Consider the following 24,317-nt stretch of genomic DNA (forward strand, 5'->3'; position numbering starts at 1 on the left):
AATTTTACAAATTAAAGGAGAAGATTACAATGGCAAAAATGTACTATAACGGAGACGCAAACCCATCATATTTACAAGGAAAAACTGTAGCAGTTATCGGATATGGATCTCAAGGTCACGCACATGCGCAAAACATGAGAGAAAGCGGAGTTAACGTAATTATCGGTTTAAGACCAGGGAAATCTTGGGATAAAGCAGTAGAAGACGGCTTTGAAGTATTATCAGTTGGTGAAGCAACAGCAAAAGCAAATGTAGTTATGATTTTGCTTCCAGATGAGCTACAACCAAAGGTTTACAATGAAGAAATCAAACCAAATCTTACAAATCAAGCATTAATGTTCGCACATGGATTTAACATCCACTTCAATCAAATCGTTGCTCCAAAAGAAAGCGATGTATTGTTAGTTGCTCCAAAAGGTCCTGGACACTTAGTGCGCCGTACATACACTGAAGGCGCTGGTGTACCTGCATTATTTGCAATTTATCAAGACGTTACCGGTGAAGCTCGTGAATTAGCATTAGCTTATGCATATGCAATCGGTTCATTAAGAGCAGGTGCTCTAGAAACTACATTCAGAGAAGAAACAGAAACAGATCTATTCGGTGAGCAAGCAGTTCTATGCGGCGGTACTACTGCACTTGTTAAAGCTGGTTTCGAAACTCTTGTTGAAGCAGGATACCAACCAGAATTGGCTTATTTTGAAACATTACACGAATTAAAATTAATCGTTGACTTAATGTACGAAGGTGGATTAGCGAACATGCGCTATTCAATCTCTGATACAGCACAATGGGGCGATTTCGTAACTGGCCCTCGTATCGTAACAGCTGCTGTTAAAGCTGAAATGAAAGAAGTATTAAAAGATATTCAAGAAGGACGCTTCGCTAAAGGCTGGATTTTAGAAAACCAAGCTGGTCGTCCTGAATTTACTTCTATCAATAGAAGAGAAAACGAACACCAAATCGAAGTAGTTGGTAAAGAATTAAGAAAAATGATGCCATTCGTTAACCAAAAGAATAAGGAAGTGGTTGCCGGTGCAAAAAATTAAAATCTTCGATACAACGTTAAGGGATGGAGAGCAATCTGCCGGTGTCAATTTAAACCTATCAGAAAAGCTTGAAATTGCCAGGCAACTAGAGCGTGTCAACGTAGATATTATTGAAGCAGGATTCCCTGCTGCTTCAAAGGGTGACTTCCTTTCTGTTCAAAAAATTGCCCAAACCATTAGAGGTTGTTCGGTCACTGGGTTAGCTCGTTCAGTCATTAGCGATATCGATGCTGCTTGGGAATCCTTAAAGGACGGAGCAGAACCGAGGTTGCATACGTTTATTGCAACCTCCCCGATTCATCGGGAATATAAATTAAGACAAACAAAAGAGCAGGTTATCGAAACTGCTGTTACAGCTGTTAAATATGCTGCGCAAAGGTTTCCGATAATCCAATGGTCTGCAGAAGATGCTAGCCGAACAGAATTGCCTTACCTTGCTGAAATCGTTGAGGCGGTGATTCAAGCGGGAGCGAATGTTATTAACCTGCCAGATACTGTCGGATATGGAACACCGCAAGAATATGGTCAAATGTTTGCCTATTTACGCGAACATGTTCCATCGATTCATAAGGTAAGTTTGTCAACACACTGTCATGATGATTTAGGGATGGCGGTAGCCAACTCCTTAGCGGCTGTAGAAAATGGTGCCACACAGGTTGAGGGTACATTTAACGGAATCGGTGAACGCGCAGGAAATGCTGCACTTGAAGAAGTGATTATGGCCCTGTATATTCGCAAAGATTTCTATAAAGCAGAATCACGGATTGTGTTGAATGAAATTTTCCGAACTAGTACGTTGATCAGTAAGTTGACGGGTATGCCAATTCCGGCTAACAAAGCCGTTGTAGGTCGAAATGCATTTGCTCATGAATCAGGCATTCATCAGGATGGTGTATTAAAGGAAAAATCAACATACGAAATCATTTCTCCAGAGTTAGTTGGGGTTAAATCCAACTCGTTAGTTCTTGGAAAACATTCAGGCAGACATGCGTTTAAGATTCGTTTACAAGAGCTAGGTCTAAATGTTCCAGATGAGGATATTCCACATTTATTTAGTATCTTTAAGGAACTGGCTGACCGGAAGAAAGAAATGACAGATGATGATTTAGTGGCCATCGTTCTAGATGAACGACTTTCAAAGGATCAAGATCATTTCTATCAATTAAAGTCTGTTCAAGTTCAAAATCCTACTGATCAAGTTCATTCAGCTACTGTGACCTTGTCTGGTCGGAATAATGAGCTTATTGAAGAAACAGCAAACGGTGCAGGAAGCGTTGAAGCGCTATATAACACATTGGAACGCTGTGTTAAGGAGCAGGTTCATTTGCTTGATTATCGCATCCAATCTGTTGGTGCGGGGCGTGATGCATTGGCGCAAGTCTTTGTTAAATTAAATTATGCTGGCAAAGAATCAAGTGGACGCGGTCTGGCGCAAGATGTAATCGAAGCATCAGCAAAAGCATACTTAAATGCAGTTAATCGTGTTATTTATTTAGCAGAGCAATCTCAAGTAATAACTGAAGGTTCAAGATAATAAGAAAGGCGCCGCAAATAGACTTCTTCGGAAAATAGTCGGTGGCGCCTTCTATTTTAAATATTATAAAAAGGGGATGGACTTCCGTGGAAAAACGTATTGCGGTTTTACCTGGAGATGGAATTGGTAAAGAAGTAACCAACGGAGCAGTTGCAGTCCTTAATGCAATTGGAGAGCGGTTCAATCATCAATTTCATTTCTCATATGGGAAAATTGGCGGAAATGCTGTAGATACTGACGGTACTCCATTACCGGACGAAACAATTAAGCTTTGTAAAGAAAGTGACGCTGTTTTGCTCGGAGCAGTCGGTGGACCAAAATGGGACCGTATTGAAGTGAAACTTCGACCAGAGCAAGGGTTATTGAAAATTCGTAAAGAATTAGAACTTTATGCAAATCTAAGACCAACAAACTATTATCGCAGTTTAGCGGATTCTTCTCCACTTCGCAAAGAAATCATTGAGGGTATCGATATTTTAATGGTTCGCGAGTTAACAGGCGGCATTTATTTTGGTACACCAAGAGAACGGACACAGCGTGATGGCGAAGATGGTGCATTGGATACTTTATACTATTCTCGTAGAGAGATCGAAAGAGTGGTTCGCACTGCTTTCGAACTCGCCAGTACTCGAAATAAAAAGGTAACTTCTGTTGATAAAGCAAATGTCTTAGAATCTAGCAGATTATGGCGTGAAGTAGCTGAGGAAATTGCGAAGGAATTCCCAGAAGTGAAATTAGAGCATATGCTTGTTGATAATGCTGCAATGCAAATTATTAAAAATCCAAAACAGTTTGACGTTGTCGTTACGGAAAATATGTTTGGTGATATTTTAAGTGATGAAGCTTCTGTTTTAACAGGTTCGCTTGGAATGCAGCCTTCAGCAAGTATCTCTGAGAGTGGTCCATATTTATATGAACCAATCCACGGGTCCGCACCTGATATTGAAGGACAAAATCTTGCTAACCCAATCGGTGCGATTCTTTCAGCGGCGATGATGATACGTGTATCGTTCGGGTTAACGAAAGAAGCTGATGCAATTGAAGCAGCTGTTAACCATGTGCTTGATTGTGGTTATCGTACAGCTGATATTGCTGGTGCAGGCACTGATGTTAAGAAGGTTTCAACAACTGAAATGATTGAGGAAATTAAGGCGGCAATTCTTGATACAGAAGCACTTCTTAAAATCCAGAATTGTTATTCATAAGGCGAGGAGGAAAGTACATGGGTAAATCAATTATCGAAAAGATCTGGGAAAATCACATCGTTCATCAAGAAGAAGGAAAACCGGATTTATTATATATTGACTTACATCTTGTTCATGAAGTGACCTCTCCACAGGCATTTTCTGGATTAAGATTAAAGAACCGGAAAGTAAGAAGAGCAGACAAAACGTTTGCCACGATGGATCATAACGTTCCGACTGATAATCCTTTTGATATCAAAGATCAGGTTGCCCTAAACCAAATTACCACACTAGAACGCAACTGTGCAGAATTTGGGATTACTTTAGCTGATTTAGAAAGTCCAGAACAAGGGATTGTTCATGTTATCGGTCCTGAATTAGGCTTAACTCAGCCTGGTAAAACCATTGTTTGTGGAGATAGCCACACATCTACTCATGGTGCTTTTGGAGCTCTTGCGTTTGGGATTGGTACAAGTGAAGTAGAGCATGTGCTAGCTACACAAACATTGTGGCAAACCAAGCCAAAAACATTAAAGCTAGAGGTTAATGGCAAATTAGCACTTGGTGTAACCGCTAAAGATGTCATCCTTTATATAATTGCAAAATATGGGATTGGATTTGGAACTGGATACGTGATTGAATATTGCGGAGAAGCCATTCGCAATATGTCAATGGATGAGAGAATGACGGTATGTAACATGTCGATTGAAGGCGGTGCAAGAGCTGGGCTAGTTAGTCCTGATGAAACGACTTTCGCTTATCTTAAAGGAAGAAAGTATGTACCAGCTGGCGAGGAATTTAATCAATTGGTGGAAAAATGGGCAGCTCTTGCTTCTGATGAGGATGCAACCTATGATCAAATCATCGAAATTGATGGTGCTGACATTGCACCAATGGTTAGCTGGGGAACAAACCCTTCGATGACGGCACCGGTAGATGGTAGAACTCCATTATTATCTGAATGCGAAACAGAAAACAGCCGCAAAGCGGTTGAGCGTGCCCTTCAATATATGGGTCTTAAAGAAGGACAATCCATTGAGGACATCGCAGTACAGCACGTGTTTATCGGTTCCTGTACAAATTCGCGCATCGAAGATTTACGTGCCGCAGCTGAAGTCATTAAAGGTAAGAAAGTCCATCCAAACGTAAGAGCCCTTGTTGTACCTGGTTCACAGGCAGTGAAAGCGGCTGCTGAAGCTGAAGGATTAGACAAGGTATTTACTGAAGCAGGTTTCGAATGGAGACATGCAGGATGCAGTATGTGTTTAAGTATGAATGCGGATATTGTCCCTCCTGGGGAACATTGTGCATCTACTTCTAACCGTAACTTCGAGGGTAGACAAGGAAGTGGCGCGCGTACACACTTAGTGAGCCCGGCTATGGCTGCTGCCGCAGCGATTTACGGTCATTTTGCAGATGTTCGTAATCTTGCCGCTTCTGAGGTGCGTTAATTCAATTTAAAAAGCTGAAAAGCACGCAAACTGCTGAAGAAAATGATTGAGAGGAGGCGCTATTTTGAGCGGATTTAAAGAGATAAATGGCAAAGCTGTAGCGCTTGATCGAGTAAATGTTGATACGGATCAAATTATTCCGAAACAATTTCTTAAAAGAATCGAAAAAACAGGGTTTGGACAATTTCTATTTTACGATTGGCGCTTCAAGTCTGACGGCGAATTAAACCCTGAATTTGAATTGAATTACCCTGAAAATCAAGGGGCTTCTATATTAATTACGAATGAAAACTTTGGGTGTGGATCTTCTCGTGAACACGCACCATGGGCGTTGTTGGATTATGGCTTCCAAGTCGTAATATCAACTTCTTTTGCCGATATTTTTCATCAAAATTGTTTGAAGAATGGTATGTTACCAATAAAGCTAACTGCAGAGGAAATAAAGTATTTATTAGAAACAGCTAAAAACCAGCCTTATAATTTGACAATTGACCTTGAAAAGCAATTGGTGAAGGATGAAAAGGGCTTTAGCGCTTCATTTGAAATTCATCCGTATTGGAAGCATATGCTTTTAAATGGTTGGGATGAAATCGAAATCACACTTCAGTTAGACGATAAAATTGCTGAGTATGAAAAGATTAATTTCTAGAATTTGTAGCATGAAAAGATTCACAGCGAAGAGTCTGTGAATCTTTTTTGCTATGGAGCGGAAATCAAAATTAATTAAAATACTTTAAATTTGGCTGTTGATTTCCGCTCCAGGTGCTCCCTTTCCGCGGGGGAGTCCGGGAGCCTCCTCGGCGCCATAGCGCCTGTGGGGTCTCCCGTGACACCTTCTCCCGCAGGAGTCTCGCACCTTCCGCTCCAATCAACAGCGTGTTCAAAATCACTATTGTTCTTTAACGCTTCCATTTAGTAGTCTAAACTTTTTTGTTTTTTTCTTCACCCCGTGCTAAACTAACCTCAAACTTGTTTAGGGGAGTATTTTGATGAAAAAACGGGAGCGAATCAAAAAAGAAGACAATGTTATTCTCTTTCCCGATTTAGATAAAAGGTTATTGGAAAAGGGTCTCGATCGGTTAAAACAGAAGAAATATCGTGAAGCAATCGAATTATTGCAGAGTGCAAGATATCTAGATCCTGACAGCGAGGAAGTAAATGTAGGGCTTGTCCTTGCCTACTTTGAATCAGGTAATTTAACCGAAGCAAACCAGCTTGCCAAAGAAATGCTCCAAATAGGTATCGGTGAATACTTCAAAATTGTTGATATGTACATAATGATCTTAGTTCAGCAACACAAGCATGATGAAATTGTGATGACGATTGAAGCATTATTGGAGGAAAAACAAGTTCCAACAGATAAACTCGATCATTTTATGAAATTGCTCCAATTCAGCCGGAAAATGGCCGATTCCGCACCAGAAAGTTTTGAAAATGAGCGGCAACAGCAGGTGGAAAATGTTGAGCTGGACTTGTATTCATACACGGATCCTGGGGAGCAGGTGCAAATTGCCGGACAACTATCACATTCTAATGTTCGTGCCTATATGACAGAGTTAACAGAATTTCTTTCTTCTGAAAAGGGAGATCCGTTTTTTAAAACAATGCTGTTAAATGTCTTAAAGGAACAAGATTATGAAAAGGAAATTTTAGTGGAAAAGTTTGCTAGACAAGTATTGTGCACGCCAGATCAATTATTTGATGTTCATGAGCACCCTGATTTGCTTGCTATAACAGATCGCGTTCGTGGTGTGGTTGAAAATGAAAATCCTATATTATTTGAAAGCATTAAACAACTACTTGACCGTTATTTTTTTCTTTTATATCCACTAAGGATAGAAGCTGGGAAACCAGTGGTCTGGGCGGCGGCATTTCATTATACTGCATCTGCCTATTTTGGCCAGGAAAATGATTTTGATCAAATCATCGATCTCTATCATGTAGAGGAAACAGAGGTCACTACAGCGGCAGACTTAATCGGCAAAATAGAAGAAATTCTTGCCCATAATTAAGCCTTAGCTGTTGAAACACAAGAATCCTATGTTATAATGTAGTGGTTGTAATGTGCATAAAACACAAAAAATGCTTATTTCAAGGGATAAACTTGTACGTCAAGAGGATTCCTACATATTCGTGAAGAATGAAAAATGAGAATAGATTGTTGGAGGGAAAAATGAGTATGTCTGCAAAGTGGGAAAAGTTAGAAGGGAACCAAGGGGTTCTTACAGTTGAAGTAGATGCAGAAAAAGTAAACGAAGGTTTAGACGCTGCATTCAAAAAAGTAGTAAAGCAAGTAAATGTACCTGGCTTCCGTAAAGGAAAAATGCCTCGTCAAATGTTTGAAAAGCGTTTCGGTGTAGAAGCACTTTATCAAGAAGCAGTAGATTATCTTCTTCCTGAAGCTTACACAAAAGCTCTTGAAGAAACAGGTATCGAGCCAATCGACCGCCCTGAAATTGATGTTGAACAAATCGAAAAAGGCAAAAGCTTTATTTTCAAAGCAACTGTTCAAGTTAAGCCAGAAGTAAAGCTTGGCGAATACAAAGGCCTTGAAATCGAAGCATTTGATACAACTGTAACAGACGAAGAAGTTGACGCTGAAATTAAAAAGCTTCAAGAGCGCCATGCTGAGCTTGTAGTTAAAGAAGAAGGTACAGCAGAACTAGGCGATACTGTTGTAATTGACTTTGCTGGCTATGTTGATGGCGAAGCATTCGAAGGCGGTACTGCTGAAAACTATTCATTAGAGCTTGGTTCAGGTTCTTTCATTCCTGGATTCGAAGAGCAATTAGTTGGTCTTGCTACAGGTGAAGAGAAAGATGTAGAAGTTACATTCCCTGAAGAGTATCATGCTGCTGAACTTGCTGGTAAACCTGCTGTTTTCAAAACAAAAATTCATGAAATCAAAGGCAAAGAAGTTCCGGCTCTTGATGATGAATTTGCAAAAGATGTAGATGATGAAGTAGAAACTCTTGATGCGTTAAAAGAAAAAATCAAAAACCGTATTGAGCATGACAAGAAGCACCAAGAAGAGCACCATATTCAAAATTCAGTAGTTGAAAAAGCAACTGCTAATGCTGAAATGGAAGTTCCAGAAGTAATGATCAATAATGAAGTAGACCGTATGCTGAATGAATTTGAGCAACGTCTGCAAATGCAAGGCATGAATCTTGACCTTTACTTCCAATTCTCTGGACAAGATGAGTCAGCTCTTCGTGAACAAATGAAAGGTGAAGCTGAACAACGTGTTCGTGGAAACCTAACATTAGAAGCAGTCGCTACTGCAGAAAACATTGAAGCTTCTGACGAAGATGTTAACGCAGAGTTAGATAAAATGGCTGAAATGTATAAAATGTCTGTTGAAGATATTAAAAAGGCAATTGGTGGAGCTGAAGGAATTAAAGCTGATCTTCGTCTAAGAAAAACAGTTGAATTCCTTGTTGAAAATAGCACAACAAAGGCTGAATAATTTTTCAAAAGCAGAAGTAACGTAAAAGTCTTTTCTAAATCACATATTAAAATTTTATACGTACTTTATTTAAATAAAACAAGGCGCGATTTTATCGTGCCTTGTTTTATACAAATTACACATACATATATTATAATAGAGGTATGGAAAAACTCCTTTTATGAAATCGATATATTTTCTTTTTTTAAAAGGAATTTCCATAAATTTTTTTTAGGTAGTTCCTGTTGGTCGGATTTAAGTTGTTGAATTATGGTTAAGCTTAATTAGTACATATTTTCTTTTTTGAACCTTGATTAGCCTCGCTAAATTGAAAAATTTTTCCACTCAAGTGTTATTATTTCATGTATGAAGAAAAAGTGTGTTACAATCCAATATACATAACTGTAGGAATATTAAGAAAAGGCTAATCAAAGTTCTATTGATTTGATCCAAACTATATAGTTTTTAGTTTTTATCGAGGGGTGAAGTCAGTGTTTAAATTTAATGATGAAAAAGGGCAATTGAAATGTTCTTTTTGCGGCAAGACACAGGATCAAGTACGTAAATTAGTTGCCGGTCCAGGTGTATATATATGTGATGAATGTATTGAGTTATGCACTGAAATCGTAGAAGAAGAGCTTGGTACCGAAGAGGAAGTTGAATTTAAAGACGTTCCAAAGCCGAAGGAAATTCGTGAAATACTAGACGAGTACGTTATTGGTCAAGATCAAGCTAAGAAATCTTTATCGGTCGCGGTATACAACCATTACAAACGGATCAATTCAAACAGTAAAATTGATGATGTTGAATTGTCTAAGAGTAACATTTGTATGATTGGACCGACTGGTAGCGGAAAAACCTTATTAGCTCAAACTTTAGCACGTATCTTAAATGTTCCTTTCGCGATTGCCGATGCAACAAGCTTAACGGAGGCTGGATATGTAGGGGAAGATGTTGAAAACATCCTCTTAAAATTGATTCAAGCAGCTGATTATGATGTTGAAAAAGCAGAAAAAGGAATTATTTACATTGATGAAATTGATAAGATTGCCCGCAAGTCGGAAAATCCTTCGATTACAAGAGATGTATCCGGTGAAGGTGTACAGCAAGCGCTTCTAAAAATATTAGAAGGTACAGTGGCGAGCGTTCCTCCTCAAGGTGGCAGAAAACACCCTCATCAAGAATTTATTCAAATTGATACAACCAACATTTTGTTTATCTGCGGTGGAGCATTCGATGGAATTGAACCAATTATCAAGCGTCGATTAGGTCAAAAAGTAATTGGTTTCGGTTCGGACATCAAACAGCAGGAAATTGGTCAAAAGGAGCTATTATCAAAGGTACTGCCTGAAGATTTGCTTCGTTTTGGGTTAATTCCTGAATTTATTGGTCGTCTTCCAGTTATTGCGAGCTTAGAGCAATTAGATGAAGATGCATTGATTGAAATCTTAACAAAGCCTAAAAATGCACTTGTTAAGCAATATCAAAAAATGCTCGAGCTTGATGATGTTGAATTAGAATTTGAACCAGGAGCACTAAAAGAGATTGCTAAAAAGGCGATTGAACGGAAAACAGGCGCTCGTGGACTTCGTTCTATCATTGAAGGAATCATGTTGGATGTTATGTTCGATCTTCCTTCTCGTGATGATATTTCTAAATGTATTATTACGGCCGAAACGGTTATTGAAAACGAGGTACCAAAATTAGTTCTTGAAGATGGCACGATTGTGAATGAAAAACGTAAGACATCTGCATAGTTCAAAAAATCCAACTGTATAATTTACGGTTGGATTTTTTCATTAAATTGTTGTTTATTCCGTCTTACCCTCGGGGATACTAGTTAATATCATAAGTATATTACTCCAGGAGGGAATACGATGAATTGGACGGGGATTGCCTTATTTATCCAGCTCTTTTTCGGCATAGTAATCGGTATTTATTTTTGGAATTTATTAAAAAACCAGCGGAGTCAAAAAATTTCAATAGATAGAGAATCGAGAAAGGAGATGGAGCAATTACGAAAGATGAGAGCCATCTCCTTAACTGAACCTCTATCTGAAAAAGTGCGTCCTGCAAGCTTTGAAGATATCGTTGGGCAACAGGATGGAATCAAATCGTTAAAGGCAGCTCTTTGTGGCCCCAACCCTCAACATGTGATTATTTATGGTCCGCCTGGAGTGGGTAAAACGGCAGCGGCTCGCTTAGTCCTTGAGGAAGCAAAGAAAAATGGAAAATCTCCTTTTCATAAGGCGGCCGTGTTTATCGAATTAGATGCGACAACCGCTCGGTTTGATGAAAGGGGAATTGCTGATCCACTCATTGGCTCTGTTCATGATCCCATCTATCAAGGTGCGGGGGCAATGGGGCAGGCAGGTATCCCTCAACCAAAGCAAGGAGCCGTGACAAATGCTCACGGTGGCGTTCTTTTTATCGATGAAATTGGCGAATTGCATCCAATTCAAATGAATAAGCTTCTTAAAGTTTTAGAGGATCGGAAAGTCTTTCTTGAAAGCGCCTATTATCACGAGGAAAATCCACAAATTCCAAGCCATATTCATGATATTTTTAAAAATGGTCTCCCAGCGGATTTTCGCTTAATTGGGGCAACAACGAGAACACCTAATGAAATCCCTCCGGCGATTCGATCCCGCTGTATGGAGGTTTTCTTCAGGGAGTTAACTCAGGAGGAAATTACGAGTGTTGCCAGAAAAGCGGCGGAAAAAGTAAATCTAGCCATCAGTGAAAATGGCTTACATATTTTATCTTCATATGCTCGTAATGGCCGGGAAGCAGTTAACATGATTCAAATCGCTGCCGGGATTGCCATTCAAGAAAATCGCAGCTTTATTAAAGATGATGATCTTGAGTGGGTAATTCAGTCAAGTCAGCTATCGCCAAGGATGGAGAAAAAAATCAATTCAAACCCGACGGTCGGGTTGGTGAATGGCTTGGCTGTTCATGGTCCAAACTCCGGATCATTATTAGAAATAGAAGTAACCGTTATTCCTGCTAAGGACAAGGGAAGCATTAATATTACAGGAATTGTAGAAGAGGAAAGCATTGGTGACCGCAGCAAGTCGATCCGTCGAAAAAGTATGGCAAAAGGCTCAATCGAGAATGTGATCACTGTGCTCCGCTCCATTGGTGTTCCAGCTGATGAATATGACATACATGTGAATTTTCCGGGTGGTGTTCCTGTCGATGGCCCGTCAGCAGGGATTGCGATGGCAACAGGTATTTATTCGGCAATTTATAAAATACCGATTGACCATACGATTGCCATGACAGGAGAGATCAGCATTCACGGGAATGTTAAGCCGATCGGCGGTGTGTATCCGAAGGTGAAGGCTGCTAAGAAAGCGGGAGCAAAGGCGGTTATTATTCCAAAGGAAAATATGCAGTCGATTCTTAAAGAGATTAAAGGAATTGAAATTATCCCAGTCACTCAACTGCACGAAGTATTCGAGCGAGCATTCTTAAAGGAAACATCCCGCGACCAAATCATCACCGCAACAATCGATCTTTCCAAAAAGGAAAGTGTATAAAGGAAAATGTTTTCTTTATTAACAAGAGCTATGTTAAGAAGCAATGTTGATTTTGATTGGAGTGGAAGGTGCGACACTCCTCTAAAATGCTTAGGCATTTTATCGTGCGGTGTTCATTCATGGATGATTATTCACGTCCTGCGGGAGAAGGTGTCTCGGGAGACCCCACAGGCGCTTGCGCCGAGGAGGCTCCCGGACTCCCCCGCGGAAAGGGAGCACCTGAAACGGAAATCACCCAAAAATAGAAATGGACTTCGGTTTGCCGTCACTGACAAACCGAAGTTTTTCTTTGAAGTTTGTACAGAAAATAAGGTATATTTTGGGGTAAGAAGCGATGAACAATCTCCTTGGGCTTTTTTAGATGCTTTCGCTTTCCATATCATTTTTTATACGTTAAGATTGTACAAAGACTTTATCTGAATTATGATGAATGTGTGGGTAAAGATTTTTTCATTTGGAGGTGTTATTGTATGACGAAAACAAAAGAGCTTATCGTTCCCCTCCTGCCGCTTCGAGGGTTACTGGTATATCCATCCATGGTCCTTCATTTAGATGTTGGTCGGGAGAAATCGGTGCAAGCCCTTGAAAAAGCAATGGTAGATGACCATTTAATTTTTTTAACAACTCAAAAGGATGTTTCGATTGACGAACCATCCGAAGAAGACCTTTATCACATGGGAACACTAACACGGGTGAAACAAATGCTCAAGCTTCCAAATGGCACGATACGAGTGCTGGTTGAAGGGTTAAAGCGAGCAGAGATTGTACTATTGCAAGATGAAGAAAATCATTATGTTGCCAGTTTGAAAACGTTTGAGGATGATCAGGATAAAGATGTTGAAGCACAAGCCTTAATGAGAACGATGCTAGAACATTTTGAACAATACATAAAAATGTCAAAAAAAATATCGGCAGAAACGTATACTTCTGTTGCGGATATTGATGAACCCGGCAGAATGGCCGATATCATTGCTTCCCACCTTCCTTTAAAACTAAAGGATAAGCAAGAAATTCTTGAGTCTGTCGATGTTAAAGAGAGAATGAACCGAGTAATTGATATTATTCATAATGAAAAAGAAGTATTGAATCTTGAGAAAAAAATCGGTCAGCGTGTTAAACGTTCAATGGAACGTACTCAAAAGGAATATTATTTGCGGGAGCAAATGAAGGCGATTCAAAAGGAATTAGGCGATAAAGAAGGTAAAACTGGCGAAATTGCTGAACTCACTGAGAAAATCGAAAACGCCGGAATGACTAATCACATTAAAGAAGTGGCGTTAAAGGAATTGGATCGGTACGAAAAGGTTCCAGCAAGCTCCGCTGAAAGCGCCGTGATTAGAAATTATATAGAATGGCTCATTTCCTTGCCTTGGACCAATGCTACCGAGGATGACCTTGATATTCATAAGGCTGAAAAAATCCTGAATCAAGATCATTATGGCTTAGAAAAGGTCAAGGAACGCGTTTTAGAGTATTTGGCAGTACAGAAGTTAACCAACTCCTTAAAAGGCCCAATTCTTTGTCTTGCAGGTCCTCCTGGGGTCGGTAAAACAAGTCTTGCCCGCTCGATCGCTACATCGCTAAATCGAAATTTTGTCCGTGTTTCTCTAGGCGGTGTACGTGACGAGTCCGAAATTCGAGGACACCGTCGCACATATGTTGGGGCGATGCCGGGCCGTATTATTCAAGGAATGAAAAAGGCAGGAACGATTAACCCAGTATTCCTGCTTGATGAAATTGATAAAATGTCCAGTGATTTCCGCGGGGACCCTTCAGCTGCGATGCTGGAAGTATTAGATCCTGAACAAAATTATAACTTTAGTGATCATTATATTGAAGAGACCTATGACCTATCCAAGGTTATGTTTATCGCAACAGCTAATAATTTATCAACGATCCCTGGTCCGTTGCGGGACAGAATGGAAATCATCACGATTGCAGGTTATACAGAACTAGAGAAGCTTCATATTGCCAAGGATCACTTGCTGCAAAAGCAAATAAAGGAGCATGGTTTATCGAAAGGCCAGCTTCAAGTACGTGATGATGGTATTATGAAGGTCATTCGATATTATACGCGGGAAGCTGGCGTAAGAAGTCTAGAACGCCAATTAGCAACCATCTGCCGGAAAACAGCGAGAATTATCGTCTCTGGTGAAAAGAAAAAAGTGGTGGTTACAGATAAAGTGGTCGAGGAATTCCTTGGAAAACCAATTTTCCGTTACGGTCAAGCAGAGTTGGAGGATCAGGTCGGAGTCGCGACAGGATTGGCCTATACAACCGTTGGTGGCGATACACTGCAAATCGAAGTATCACTTTCCCCTGGTAAAGGAAAGCTTGTCTTAACCGGTAAGCTTGGGGATGTCATGAAAGAATCGGCACAGGCAGCTTTCAGCTATGTCCGTTCAAAAGCGGTTGAGCTTGGAATAGACCAAGATTTTCACGAGAAACATGACATTCATATCCACGTACCAGAAGGAGCTGTTCCAAAGGATGGTCCATCTGCCGGGATTACGATCGCAACTGCCCTTGTGTCTGCCCTAACAGGAAAGCCAATTCGTAAAGAGGTTGGAATGACTGGCGAGATTACCTTAAGAGGACGGGTATTGCCAATCGGCGGGTTAAAAGAAAAAACATTAAGTGCACATCGTGCCGGATTAACGAAAATAATTTTGCCGAAGGATAATGAAAAGGATATCGATGATATTCCAGAAAGTGTTCGAGAACAGCTGGAATTCGTCCTTGTATCGAGTATCGATCAAGTTCTGAAGCATGCATTAAAAGAGGTAGGAAATGAAAGTAAATAGTGCAGATATAGTGATTAGTGCCGTCAGACCGGCACAATATCCTGATACACCCCTTCCAGAGATTGCATTAGCAGGAAGGTCTAATGTGGGGAAGTCGTCATTCATCAATAAGATGTTAAACCGCAAAGCTTTGGCCAGGACTTCTTCAAAGCCTGGTAAAACACAAACGCTAAATTTTTTCTTAATCAATGAGCAATTCCACTTTGTAGATGTTCCAGGTTACGGATATGCGAAGGTTTCGAAAAAAGAGCGGGAAGCATGGGGAAAGATGATTGAAACGTATATCACAACTCGAGAACAGTTAAAAGCTGTTGTCCTGTTAGTTGATTTACGGCATCCACCAACAGCCGATGATCGGATGATGTATGATTTTTTAAAGCATTATAACATCCCTTGCATCATCGTCGCGACCAAAGCGGATAAAATTCCAAAGTCAAAATGGCAAAAGCATGTGAAAATAACGAAAGAGACATTGGAATTACATGAGAGTGACCCGTTAGTTATGTTTTCTTCCGAAACGGGAGAAGGTAAAGATAAAGCGTGGGCAATTTTGGAAAGCTATATGCGCTGACAAAAGCCAAAAGGAAGAGGGCATGGATATTGAATCCTGCCCTCTTATCTTTTCTTTTTTAAAAGAAAATAAAGTCCAAATCCAATCAATAGGATGGGCCAATAGTTAAGGATGAACGAGGTGCTTGACTCAAGCGTCCCTAACCATCCCGTAAGGCGGTCTTGAAACAGTAGCACCGCTGCGAGGATTAAGAAGAAAATACCATAACCGAGACCAACGCCGGTTCTCTGGTATTTAAGAATATAGGCCAGGGCAACGATTAAAATAAAAATGCCGATATGATCCGGCCAAATATGTAGGTTTGTGACAACATGAAAATGGAGACCGAAGCCAAAAAGAATCACACCAGGAAAAATCATTTCGCTTTCTTTTCCCCCATATCCCTGCCACAGCATCGCGAGCCCGACAATCATCATTAACGTTGGCCATCCAGAAAATTGTTGAAGGAATGAAATATTTGTGTGCTGAAGGAGAAAATAACCTCCAAAGCCAATTAAAATAATTCCGGGAAAATATCGTTGATGTTTCACTTTACCACCACTTCCAACAAAGGTTACTTGAAAAATATCCAAATTTTTGATAATGTACAAAAGAAAGTATATGTCGATTTTTAGCTAACATTATCTAACATTAAGGTACATTGCCGGACATCATCGGTCAACTGCAATTATAAATTTAATTATAATTTATAAGAACGAGCTTTGCTTAAGAATTTTAGAGTGTTTAAGGGGAATTGAATCCTGTAAAATTGTCCTAAAAAAAGGGGATTTTTAGACCAATTTTTATCACTCTTTTTTCGGTTTCTGTTCACATTTCTTAAGCAGAAGAAAAAAACACACATGTTATAATGAGTTAGGCAAATATGCAATTTTACTTGGGGGTGTCAATTAGAAAATGCATATTATAGTAGTCGGTCTTAATTATAAAACTGCCCCTGTAGAAATTCGTGAACGTTTAACGTTTAATGAGGCAAATATCAAAGATGCTATGCACACATTAAGATCGAAGAAAAGCATCTTAGAGAATGTTATTATTTCTACGTGTAACCGTACGGAAATATATGCGGTCGTTGATCAGTTACACACTGGCCGTTACTATATTAAGGAGTTTCTCTCCGAATGGTTCCATATCGAGCAGGAGGAGTTCACTCCATTCCTATTTATTTATGAGCAGGATGGCGCAGTTGAGCATTTATTCAAAGTAGCCTGTGGTCTAAACTCCATGGTATTAGGTGAAACACAAATTTTAGGACAAGTACGTTCTAGTTTTTTATTGGCCCAACAAGAAAACGCTACCGGAACTGTGTTCAACCAGCTTTTCAAACAAGCTGTTACCCTAGCAAAGCGCGGGCACTCCGAAACAGATATCGGCGCGAATGCTGTTTCAGTCAGCTATGCTGCTGTTGAACTAGCAAAGAAAATTTTTGGAACGCTTGAACAAAAGCATGTACTTGTACTTGGTGCAGGGAAAATGGGTGAGCTTGCGATTCAAAATCTCCATTCTAATGGAGCAAGCAAGGTGACGGTTATTAACCGGACCTTTGAGAAGGCTCAGGATTTAGCCGATCGTTTTGCTGGTGAGGCAAAATCACTTCAAGAGCTTCAATGCTCGTTAATCGATGCTGATATTTTAATCAGTTCAACTGGAGCAACTGAATTTGTCATCACAAAAGACATGATGCAAAATATTACGAAATTACGCAAAGGGAAACCGTTGTTCATGGTGGACATTGCGGTTCCTCGTGACCTCGATCCGAAAATAGCAGAACTTGAAAGTGTGTTTTTATACGATATTGATGATTTGGAAGGCATCGTTGAGGCCAATCTTCAAGAACGCAAAAAAGCTGCTGAAAAGATTATGCTGATGATCGAGAAAGAGATCGTTGATTTCAAGCAATGGTTAAACCTTCTTGGAGTTGTTCCTGTAATCTCTGCTTTGCGTGAAAAAGCGATTATGATTCAATCGGAAACGATGAACAGCATGGAAAGAAAGCTGTCCCACCTTTCCGATCGTGATATAAAAGTGATCAATAAGCATACAAAAAGTATTATTAATCAAATGCTAAAGGATCCAATTCTTCAAGCGAAGGAGCTTGCGAGCGAACCAAATGGAGCGGAGGCACTGGATCTTTTTGTGAAAATATTTAATATCGAGGAATTAGTAGAACAACAACTCGATAAAAAAGCAGCCGAAACTAGACAGGAAAAGGTTCACGCACCACAGGCTTCCTTCCAAGTATAAGAGAGGTTCTGTCCATGTTTGACTTATATATGACCCGGCTGCACGAACTAACCGTTCTTGTGTACGCCTTAAGTGTGCTCTTATATTTTATTGATTTTGTACAAAATAACCGGAAGGCTAATCAAGTGGCCTTCTGGTTACTTGCATTTGTATGGGTGTTGCAAACAAGTTTCTTCCTTTTCTATATTGTAAAAACAGGTAGATTTCCAGTCTTATCTGTTTTTGAGGGGCTTTATTTCTATGCATGGGTGCTGGTGTCGCTGTCCCTTGGAATTAATAAGTTGTTGCGCATGGATTTTATCGTCTTTTTTACCAATATCCTTGGCTTTGTCATTATGGCCATCCATACGTTTGCTCCTGTTCAGTATAATTCAGTGATCATGGCAAAACAGCTCATATCCGAACTGTTGCTGATTCATATTACAATGGCGATCCTTTCATATGGGGCGTTTTCTTTATCTTTCGTATTTTCCCTATTGTACCTAATTCAATATAATTTATTGAAACAGAAAAAATGGGGGACGAGGCTGCTAAGAATTGCTGACCTCTCAAAGCTTGAACGACTGTCATATATTTTAAATGTGATAGGAGTTCCGATCCTGTTTTTAGGTTTAGTCCTTGGCTTGCAATGGGCGTTTATTAAAGTACCTAATATGACTTGGTATGATCCGAAAGTATTAGGTTCATTTATCGTCCTTTGCTTATATAGTGTGTACTTGTATTTACGTGTCGGAAAAGGACTTTACGGCAAAACACTAGCGCTTTGGAATATTGGAGCTTTTTTAATTGTGTTATTAAATTTCTTCTTTTTTGGAAAGCTATCATCATTTCATTTTTGGTACGCATAATACTAGGAGGCTGTCATGAGAAAAATTATTGTAGGTTCAAGAAGAAGCAAGCTGGCGTTAACACAAACGAACTGGGTAATCGACCAATTAAAGAAATTGGATCCTTCTTTCGAATTTGAAGTAAAGGAAATTGTAACAAAGGGTGACCGCATTCTGGATGTTACTCTTTCAAAAGTCGGAGGGAAGGGCCTATTTGTAAAAGAAATAGAACAAGCAATGCTTGATAAAGAAATCGATATGGCCGTTCATAGTATGAAAGACATGCCTGCTGTTCTCCCAGAGGGATTAGTAATTGGTTCAATTCCTTACCGTGAAGACCATCGTGATGTCCTTATTTCTAAGGATAATGTTCCATTTGACCAATTGAAGCAAGGAGCGGTTCTTGGCACAAGCAGTCTTCGTCGCAGTGCTCAGCTTCTAGCAAAGCGTCCTGATTTAGAAATCAAATGGATCCGTGGAAATATTGATACACGAGTAGAAAAGCTAAACAACGGCGAATACGATGCGATTATTCTTGCTGCAGCTGGATTAAAGCGTTTAGGCTGGGCAGATGATGTTATCACTGAATTTATTGATGCTGACCTTTGTGTACCGGCTGTTGGACAAGGGGCTTTATCAATCGAGTGCCGCGGTGATGATGAGGAATTATTAGCATTATTCGAGAAATTTACTTGTAAAAATACAGAACGTGCAGTGCGCGCAGAACGTGCTTTTCTTCAAAAAATGGAAGGCGGCTGTCAGGTTCCAATTGCAGGTTATGCCTATATTAATGACCAAGATGAGATTGTTTTAACAGGGTTGGTTGCCTCTCCTGATGGAAATATTATTTATAAAGAGCAAGAAACTGGCCAAAATCCAGAAGATGTTGGCGTGATTGTTGCTGAACGATTAACTGCAAAGGGCGGAAAAGACTTAATCGACCAAGTGAAGCAGGAGCTTGATCAGGAATGATGGACCCATCCCCCTTGCAAGGGAAAAAAATATTAGTTCCAAGAGGAAAAGGGCAATCAAAGCCCTTTTCCGATTTGGTGAAAAAATACGGTGGGGTTCCGGTCGAAATTCCGATGATTGCATTTCGACCTGTCCCGGTAAATGCTGAGTTAAAAGAAGTTTTTAACGTGCTTCATACATATGATTGGATCATTTTCACAAGTAATGTTACGGTCGATACATTTTTCAGTCTAGCGAGCCAACAAGGAGAACCGAGTTTACCTAAGGTTGCGGTAATCGGTGCAAGGACAAAGCAAGTCTTGTTGGAAAAAGGAATTTCGGTTGAGTTTACACCAACCGAATATGTTGCTGAGGGATTTGTAAAGGAATTCCTGCCTTTGATCACGCCCGGCATGAAGATTTTTATTCCGAAGGGAAATCTGGCCAGGGACTTTATTGCTGCCTCATTAATGGAAGCAGGGGCACAAGTAACTGAATCTATTATTTATGAAACCTATGCACCTGAAGAAAGTAAATCTAAATTAGTAGACATGTTAAAAAATGACGAGCTCGATATCTTAACGTTTACAAGCCCATCGACGATCGAGCATTTTATGGAAATAGTCACTGAAAATCAATTGCAGGAAAAGATTAAGACTTGTCTGGTTGCCTGTATCGGGCCTGTGTCAACGAAGAAAGCGTTATCCGCAGGGTTGACTGTTGATGTCTCCCCCGCTGAATATACCGTCAAAGATATGATCCTAGCTCTTATTGATAAGTTGAATCAAGCTACTCGATAAACAGGAGGTTTTTTTATGAAAGAATTACAATTCACACGCCATCGTCGTTTGCGTTCAAGTGCCAATATGCGTGCCTTAGTTCGTGAAAATCATTTAAGCGTGAATGATTTAATTTATCCGATTTTTATAATCGAAGGAAACAATATTCGCAATGAAATTTCATCAATGCCTGGAATCTATCAGCTATCCCTTGATAATCTTAAAGCTGAAATGGATGAAGTAGTGGCTTTAGGGATTAAATCCGTATTGCTGTTCGGAATTCCGGCTGAAAAGGATGAATGTGGTACAGGTGCTTTCCACGATCACGGAATCGTCCAGGAAGGAACCCGCTTTATTAAAGAGCATTATCCTGAAGTGATTGTGGTTGCTGATACATGCCTTTGTGAATACACCAGTCATGGTCATTGTGGTGTGATTGAAAATGGTACCGTATTGAATGATCCATCTTTAGAATTGCTCGTTCAAACAGCTGTCAGCCAAGCTAAATCAGGGGCAGACATCATTGCTCCATCTAATATGATGGATGGCTTTGTTGCAGCAATTCGTGCTGGCCTGGATGAAGCGGGCTTTGAAAATATTCCAATTATGTCCTATGCAGTTAAATATGCATCTGCATTTTATGGACCGTTCCGTGAGGCAGCAGAAAGCACACCTCAATTTGGTGATCGCAAAGCGTATCAAATGGATCCAGCCAACCGCCTTGAAGCGATTCGCGAAGCGGAATCAGACGTAATCGAAGGTGCCGATTTCTTAATCGTTAAGCCGGGTCTGCCATACTTAGATATCGTCCGCGATGTGAAGAACAACTTTAATTTACCAGTTGTCATTTACAATGTGAGCGGAGAATATTCAATGGTTAAGGCTGCAGCCCAAAACGGCTGGATTGATGAAAAAAATACAGTAATGGAGATGCTAACTGGCATGAAGCGTGCTGGTGGCGACCTAATCATTACTTATTTTGCTAAGGATGCAGCTAAGTGGTTGCGAGAGCAATAATTTTAGTTTATTGAGTAAACGATAATTTTAATAATCCTATTTTGTACGATTTCGTCTGCGTTTCGCAGCGGTTAAAAAACGATAATAAGGAGATAAACATGCGCTCTTACGAAAAATCAATCGCAGCTTTTCAAGAAGCAAAAACGTTAATGCCTGGCGGTGTCAATTCACCTGTGCGTGCCTTTAAATCGGTTAACATGGATCCAATTTTCATGGCAAGCGGAAAAGGCTCCAAAATTTATGATATTGATGGCAATGAATATATTGACTACGTATTATCATGGGGACCGCTTATTTTAGGTCATACGAATGACAAAGTGGTCGAAGCGATAAAGAAGGTTGCCGAACTTGGGACAAGTTTTGGTGCACCTTCGTTAATCGAAAACGAAGTGGCTAAGCTCGTTCGCGAGCGTGTGCCTTCAATCGAAGTGGTTCGAATGGTTTCTTCTGGTACAGAAGCAACGATGAGCGCATTGCGCTTAGCACGCGGTTATACTGGCCGCAATAAAATTTTGAAATTTGAAGGCTGTTACCATGGTCATGGTGATTCCTTGCTGATTAAAGCAGGTTCCGGGGTCGCTACGCTTGGTTTACCTGACAGCCCTGGTGTCCCTGAAAGTGTTGCAAAAAACACGATTACGGTGGCTTACAACGATTTAGAGAGTGTTCGATATGCGTTTGAACAATTTGGCGAAGATATCGCATGTATCATTGTTGAGCCTGTTGCCGGCAATATGGGTGTTGTTCCGCCACAACCTGGTTTCTTAGAAGGCTTGCGCGAAATTACGACTCAATACGGTGCTTTATTGATTTTTGATGAAGTTATGACCGGCTTCCGCGTTGGTTATAATTGTGCCCAAGGGTATTTTGGCATTACCCCTGATTTAACTTGCTTAGGCAAAGTAATTGGCGGCGGACTTCCTGTAGGAGCGTACGGCGGTAAGCGTGAAATTATGGAGCAGATCGCTCCAAGCGGACCGATTTACCAAGCGGGAACGTTATCTGGTAACCCATTGGCAATGGCTGCGGGTCTTGCAACGTTAAGCCAGCTTAGTCCTGAAAATTATGTTGAGTTTGGCCGTAAAGCTGACATGCTCGAAGCAGGGTTTAAAGCGGCAGCTGAAAAGTATGATGTTCCATTAACATGTAATCGTGCCGGCTCCATGATTGGCTTCTTCTTTACAAACGAAAACGTAATTAATTACGAGACAGCAAAGACCTCTGATTTAGAGTTTTTTGCGAACTACTTCCGTGAAATGGCGAACGAAGGCGTATTCTTGCCGCCATCTCAGTTTGAAGGAATCTTCTTATCGACTGCACACAGCGATGAAGACATTCAAAAGACAATTGCAGCCGCTGAAGTGGCATTTTCAAAGCTGCGCGGGTAATATTTTAGAAAAAATACAGCCTCGGATCTGGTATTTTACCGATTTGAGGCTGTTTTTTTGTTTTGGATAGGTCCGGAATTTAAGTTTCTCAACAACAACTTCTTTCTTTTTATTTTTATCATAAAAAAATCTTCTACTTCATACAGTGTTAATGACATGGTGATTAACGTATAGGGATATGAAGGGAGGAGTCGCTTTGTCTCAAGAAAATCAATCGCACCTACGATTTTCCTTAGAAGAATCTGTGTGGTTTCAAAAAGGACAGGAAGTCGCTGAATTAGTGTCGATCTCTTTGGATCCGAATATAACCATTATCGAAAATGATCAGTACGTTGCCATTCGCGGCTCGCTTGAACTAACAGGCGAATATAAGAGATTCGAAGATGAAACAACAGAACAGGAAGAGGCTATATCTGCGCCAAAATTTGTCCAATCCGTCGAAGAACGAGAAGAAGGTATTTATGAATTTTTACATCGTTTTCCGGTTGATATAACCATCCCAAATAATCGCATCCAAAGTGTTTATGATATTGATGTGACAGTCGATTCATTTGATTATGCTGTCCCGGAGCGGAGCTGTTTAAAGCTTGTGGCTGACTTAACGATTTCAGGACTCTATGGAGAGCAGCAAAATGTTCCCATTGAGGAAGAGGTTCCGTTGGATGTTCCACGGAATGAAGCCGAAGAGGTAGCGGGAATAAATATTGATGTCGAGGCTGCCCGTAAAGAGGAGGAATCCTATTCGGCCCAAAGCAAAACGGAAGAAGTTCCGGAACTGGAGCCGCTTTATCGCTCAGAGCATGAGGAAAATCAAGAGGCACCGCAAATGTATACACCTAATTTTATCTTGTCCAACCCGATTGAATCTCATAGCAATCAATTGGATGACGAATCGGGTAATTTTGAATATTCTAAGCCATTCTCCGCTGAGGCGAAGAGACAGCCGCATATAGAAGAATCTGCCGAGTTCGCCTGGGGAGTACCCGATCCAACACAGAAAAAATTGATCCCAAAAATACCTGATTTTACGCTGGCGGCTAATCGGTCCGATGTCCCGCCACAGGAACCAGAACAAGCTCTGGAACCGGTTTATGAAATGGGTGGGCAAGATGTCGTCCAAAAGGCAATAGAGTCGGGAATCGAGCATGAGGAGTCATCCTCTTCCTCGCCAGCACAAATAGGACTGCTAAAGAAATTCACGAAGAAAAAGAGTATGTCGATTGCTGAGTTTCTAGGGCGTAAGGCAGAAAATGAACAGCAGGCAAAGTTAAGAGTTTGTATCGTTCAGAATGGGGATACTCTTGATAGCCTGTCCCGTCGCTATCATTTATCCGTGCAACAAATCGTTAGAGTTAACCATTTAGAGGCTAATCAGGATGTTTACGAGGGGCAAGTCCTCTATATTCCTGAGACAGCCAGCAGTTAATAAATTTGCTTGAGCAGGTTTTCATAGCCTGCTCTCCTGCTTTTTTGATTACGCTGAGTATTAGCTCAGTGAAAAGGCGTTTTTCTAATGCAGCTCTTCGTT

The 24,317-nt window shown here is 40.4% G+C and carries 19 protein-coding genes; 18 read left to right on the forward strand and 1 reads right to left on the reverse strand.

Annotated elements, in window-relative coordinates; all coding sequences use genetic code 11:
- The first annotated feature begins 29 nt into the window (after positions 1-29).
- From ilvC to yihA, 11 genes are all read left to right on the forward strand, one after another.
- Positions 30-1,049, forward strand: a complete 1,020-nt coding sequence (ilvC, locus tag ACI48O_RS08145; RefSeq protein ID WP_435561233.1) for a ketol-acid reductoisomerase — start codon at positions 30-32, stop codon at positions 1,047-1,049.
- A complete protein-coding gene (locus ACI48O_RS08150; protein WP_435561235.1) occupies positions 1,036-2,583 on the forward strand; it encodes a 2-isopropylmalate synthase in 1,548 nt (515 codons plus the stop codon). Before ilvC ends, ACI48O_RS08150 begins: the two co-directional genes overlap by 14 nt.
- 86 nt (positions 2,584-2,669) lie before the next feature.
- Positions 2,670-3,788: a 3-isopropylmalate dehydrogenase gene (gene leuB / locus ACI48O_RS08155; RefSeq protein ID WP_435561236.1), complete on the forward strand. Its 1,119-nt coding sequence runs from the start codon at positions 2,670-2,672 to the stop codon at positions 3,786-3,788.
- Positions 3,789-3,805: 17 nt separating this feature from the next.
- A complete protein-coding gene (gene leuC, locus ACI48O_RS08160) occupies positions 3,806-5,218 on the forward strand; it encodes a 3-isopropylmalate dehydratase large subunit (protein ID WP_435561237.1) in 1,413 nt (470 codons plus the stop codon).
- Positions 5,219-5,282: 64 nt separating this feature from the next.
- Positions 5,283-5,867, forward strand: coding sequence for a 3-isopropylmalate dehydratase small subunit (gene leuD, locus ACI48O_RS08165; protein WP_435561238.1), 585 nt, complete (start codon positions 5,283-5,285; stop codon positions 5,865-5,867).
- A 340-nt stretch (positions 5,868-6,207) separates the two neighbouring features.
- On the forward strand, positions 6,208-7,230 hold the full coding sequence (locus ACI48O_RS08170; RefSeq protein WP_435561239.1) for a tetratricopeptide repeat protein: 1,023 nt from the start codon (positions 6,208-6,210) through the stop codon (positions 7,228-7,230).
- Positions 7,231-7,397: 167 nt separating this feature from the next.
- A complete protein-coding gene (tig, locus tag ACI48O_RS08175; RefSeq protein ID WP_435561240.1) occupies positions 7,398-8,687 on the forward strand; it encodes a trigger factor in 1,290 nt (429 codons plus the stop codon).
- 470 nt (positions 8,688-9,157) lie between these two features.
- Positions 9,158-10,423, forward strand: coding sequence for an ATP-dependent protease ATP-binding subunit ClpX (gene clpX / locus ACI48O_RS08180; protein ID WP_435561242.1), 1,266 nt, complete (start codon positions 9,158-9,160; stop codon positions 10,421-10,423).
- 120 nt (positions 10,424-10,543) lie between these two features.
- Positions 10,544-12,211, forward strand: coding sequence for an ATP-dependent protease LonB (lonB, locus tag ACI48O_RS08185; RefSeq protein ID WP_435561243.1), 1,668 nt, complete (start codon positions 10,544-10,546; stop codon positions 12,209-12,211).
- Between the two features lie 470 nt (positions 12,212-12,681).
- Positions 12,682-15,015, forward strand: coding sequence for an endopeptidase La (gene lon / locus ACI48O_RS08190; RefSeq protein WP_435561244.1), 2,334 nt, complete (start codon positions 12,682-12,684; stop codon positions 15,013-15,015).
- Entirely contained in the window at positions 15,002-15,586 is a 585-nt protein-coding gene (yihA, locus tag ACI48O_RS08195; protein WP_435561245.1) for a ribosome biogenesis GTP-binding protein YihA/YsxC, read from the forward strand. The genes lon and yihA overlap by 14 nt, the downstream gene beginning before the upstream one ends.
- Positions 15,587-15,630: 44 nt before the next feature.
- Here yihA and ACI48O_RS08200 read toward each other — a convergent pair whose 3' ends face one another.
- On the reverse strand, positions 15,631-16,116 hold the full coding sequence (locus tag ACI48O_RS08200) for a LiaF transmembrane domain-containing protein (RefSeq protein WP_435561247.1): 486 nt from the start codon (positions 16,114-16,116) through the stop codon (positions 15,631-15,633).
- A 364-nt stretch (positions 16,117-16,480) separates the two neighbouring features.
- On the opposite strand from ACI48O_RS08200, the gene hemA reads away from it, so the two are divergent.
- From hemA to spoVID, 7 genes are all read left to right on the forward strand, one after another.
- Positions 16,481-17,827 (forward strand): glutamyl-tRNA reductase, encoded by a 1,347-nt coding sequence (gene hemA / locus ACI48O_RS08205; RefSeq protein ID WP_435561248.1) that lies wholly within the window; start codon positions 16,481-16,483, stop codon positions 17,825-17,827.
- Positions 17,828-17,841: 14 nt separating this feature from the next.
- Positions 17,842-18,675 (forward strand): cytochrome C assembly family protein, encoded by an 834-nt coding sequence (locus ACI48O_RS08210; RefSeq protein ID WP_435561249.1) that lies wholly within the window; start codon positions 17,842-17,844, stop codon positions 18,673-18,675.
- Positions 18,676-18,690: 15 nt separating this feature from the next.
- Positions 18,691-19,626, forward strand: coding sequence for a hydroxymethylbilane synthase (gene hemC, locus ACI48O_RS08215; RefSeq protein ID WP_435561251.1), 936 nt, complete (start codon positions 18,691-18,693; stop codon positions 19,624-19,626).
- A complete protein-coding gene (locus ACI48O_RS08220) occupies positions 19,623-20,405 on the forward strand; it encodes a uroporphyrinogen-III synthase (RefSeq protein WP_435561252.1) in 783 nt (260 codons plus the stop codon). The genes hemC and ACI48O_RS08220 overlap by 4 nt, the downstream gene beginning before the upstream one ends.
- 15 nt (positions 20,406-20,420) lie before the next feature.
- Entirely contained in the window at positions 20,421-21,401 is a 981-nt protein-coding gene (gene hemB / locus ACI48O_RS08225) for a porphobilinogen synthase (protein ID WP_435561253.1), read from the forward strand.
- Between the two features lie 98 nt (positions 21,402-21,499).
- A complete protein-coding gene (hemL, locus tag ACI48O_RS08230; RefSeq protein WP_435561255.1) occupies positions 21,500-22,789 on the forward strand; it encodes a glutamate-1-semialdehyde 2,1-aminomutase in 1,290 nt (429 codons plus the stop codon).
- A 196-nt stretch (positions 22,790-22,985) separates the two neighbouring features.
- Positions 22,986-24,215: a stage VI sporulation protein D gene (gene spoVID / locus ACI48O_RS08235; protein ID WP_435561257.1), complete on the forward strand. Its 1,230-nt coding sequence runs from the start codon at positions 22,986-22,988 to the stop codon at positions 24,213-24,215.
- Positions 24,216-24,317 lie beyond the last annotated feature (102 nt).

Source organism: Neobacillus terrisolis (assembly GCF_051233475.1).
Taxonomy (GTDB): Bacteria; Bacillota; Bacilli; order Bacillales; family Cytobacillaceae; genus Bacillus_BU.

Coding starts and splice junctions, on each gene's coding strand:
- hemL (WP_435561255.1), top strand. CDS start 21,500: ATGCGCTCTTACGAAAAATCAATCGCAGCTTTTCAAGAAGCAAAAACG.
- ACI48O_RS08220 (WP_435561252.1), top strand. CDS start 19,623: ATGATGGACCCATCCCCCTTGCAAGGGAAAAAAATATTAGTTCCAAGA.
- lonB (WP_435561243.1), top strand. CDS start 10,544: ATGAATTGGACGGGGATTGCCTTATTTATCCAGCTCTTTTTCGGCATA.
- hemB (WP_435561253.1), top strand. CDS start 20,421: ATGAAAGAATTACAATTCACACGCCATCGTCGTTTGCGTTCAAGTGCC.
- ACI48O_RS08170 (WP_435561239.1), top strand. CDS start 6,208: ATGAAAAAACGGGAGCGAATCAAAAAAGAAGACAATGTTATTCTCTTT.
- yihA (WP_435561245.1), top strand. CDS start 15,002: ATGAAAGTAAATAGTGCAGATATAGTGATTAGTGCCGTCAGACCGGCA.
- hemC (WP_435561251.1), top strand. CDS start 18,691: ATGAGAAAAATTATTGTAGGTTCAAGAAGAAGCAAGCTGGCGTTAACA.
- lon (WP_435561244.1), top strand. CDS start 12,682: ATGACGAAAACAAAAGAGCTTATCGTTCCCCTCCTGCCGCTTCGAGGG.
- ilvC (WP_435561233.1), top strand. CDS start 30: ATGGCAAAAATGTACTATAACGGAGACGCAAACCCATCATATTTACAA.
- leuC (WP_435561237.1), top strand. CDS start 3,806: ATGGGTAAATCAATTATCGAAAAGATCTGGGAAAATCACATCGTTCAT.
- ACI48O_RS08210 (WP_435561249.1), top strand. CDS start 17,842: ATGTTTGACTTATATATGACCCGGCTGCACGAACTAACCGTTCTTGTG.
- tig (WP_435561240.1), top strand. CDS start 7,398: ATGTCTGCAAAGTGGGAAAAGTTAGAAGGGAACCAAGGGGTTCTTACA.
- hemA (WP_435561248.1), top strand. CDS start 16,481: ATGCATATTATAGTAGTCGGTCTTAATTATAAAACTGCCCCTGTAGAA.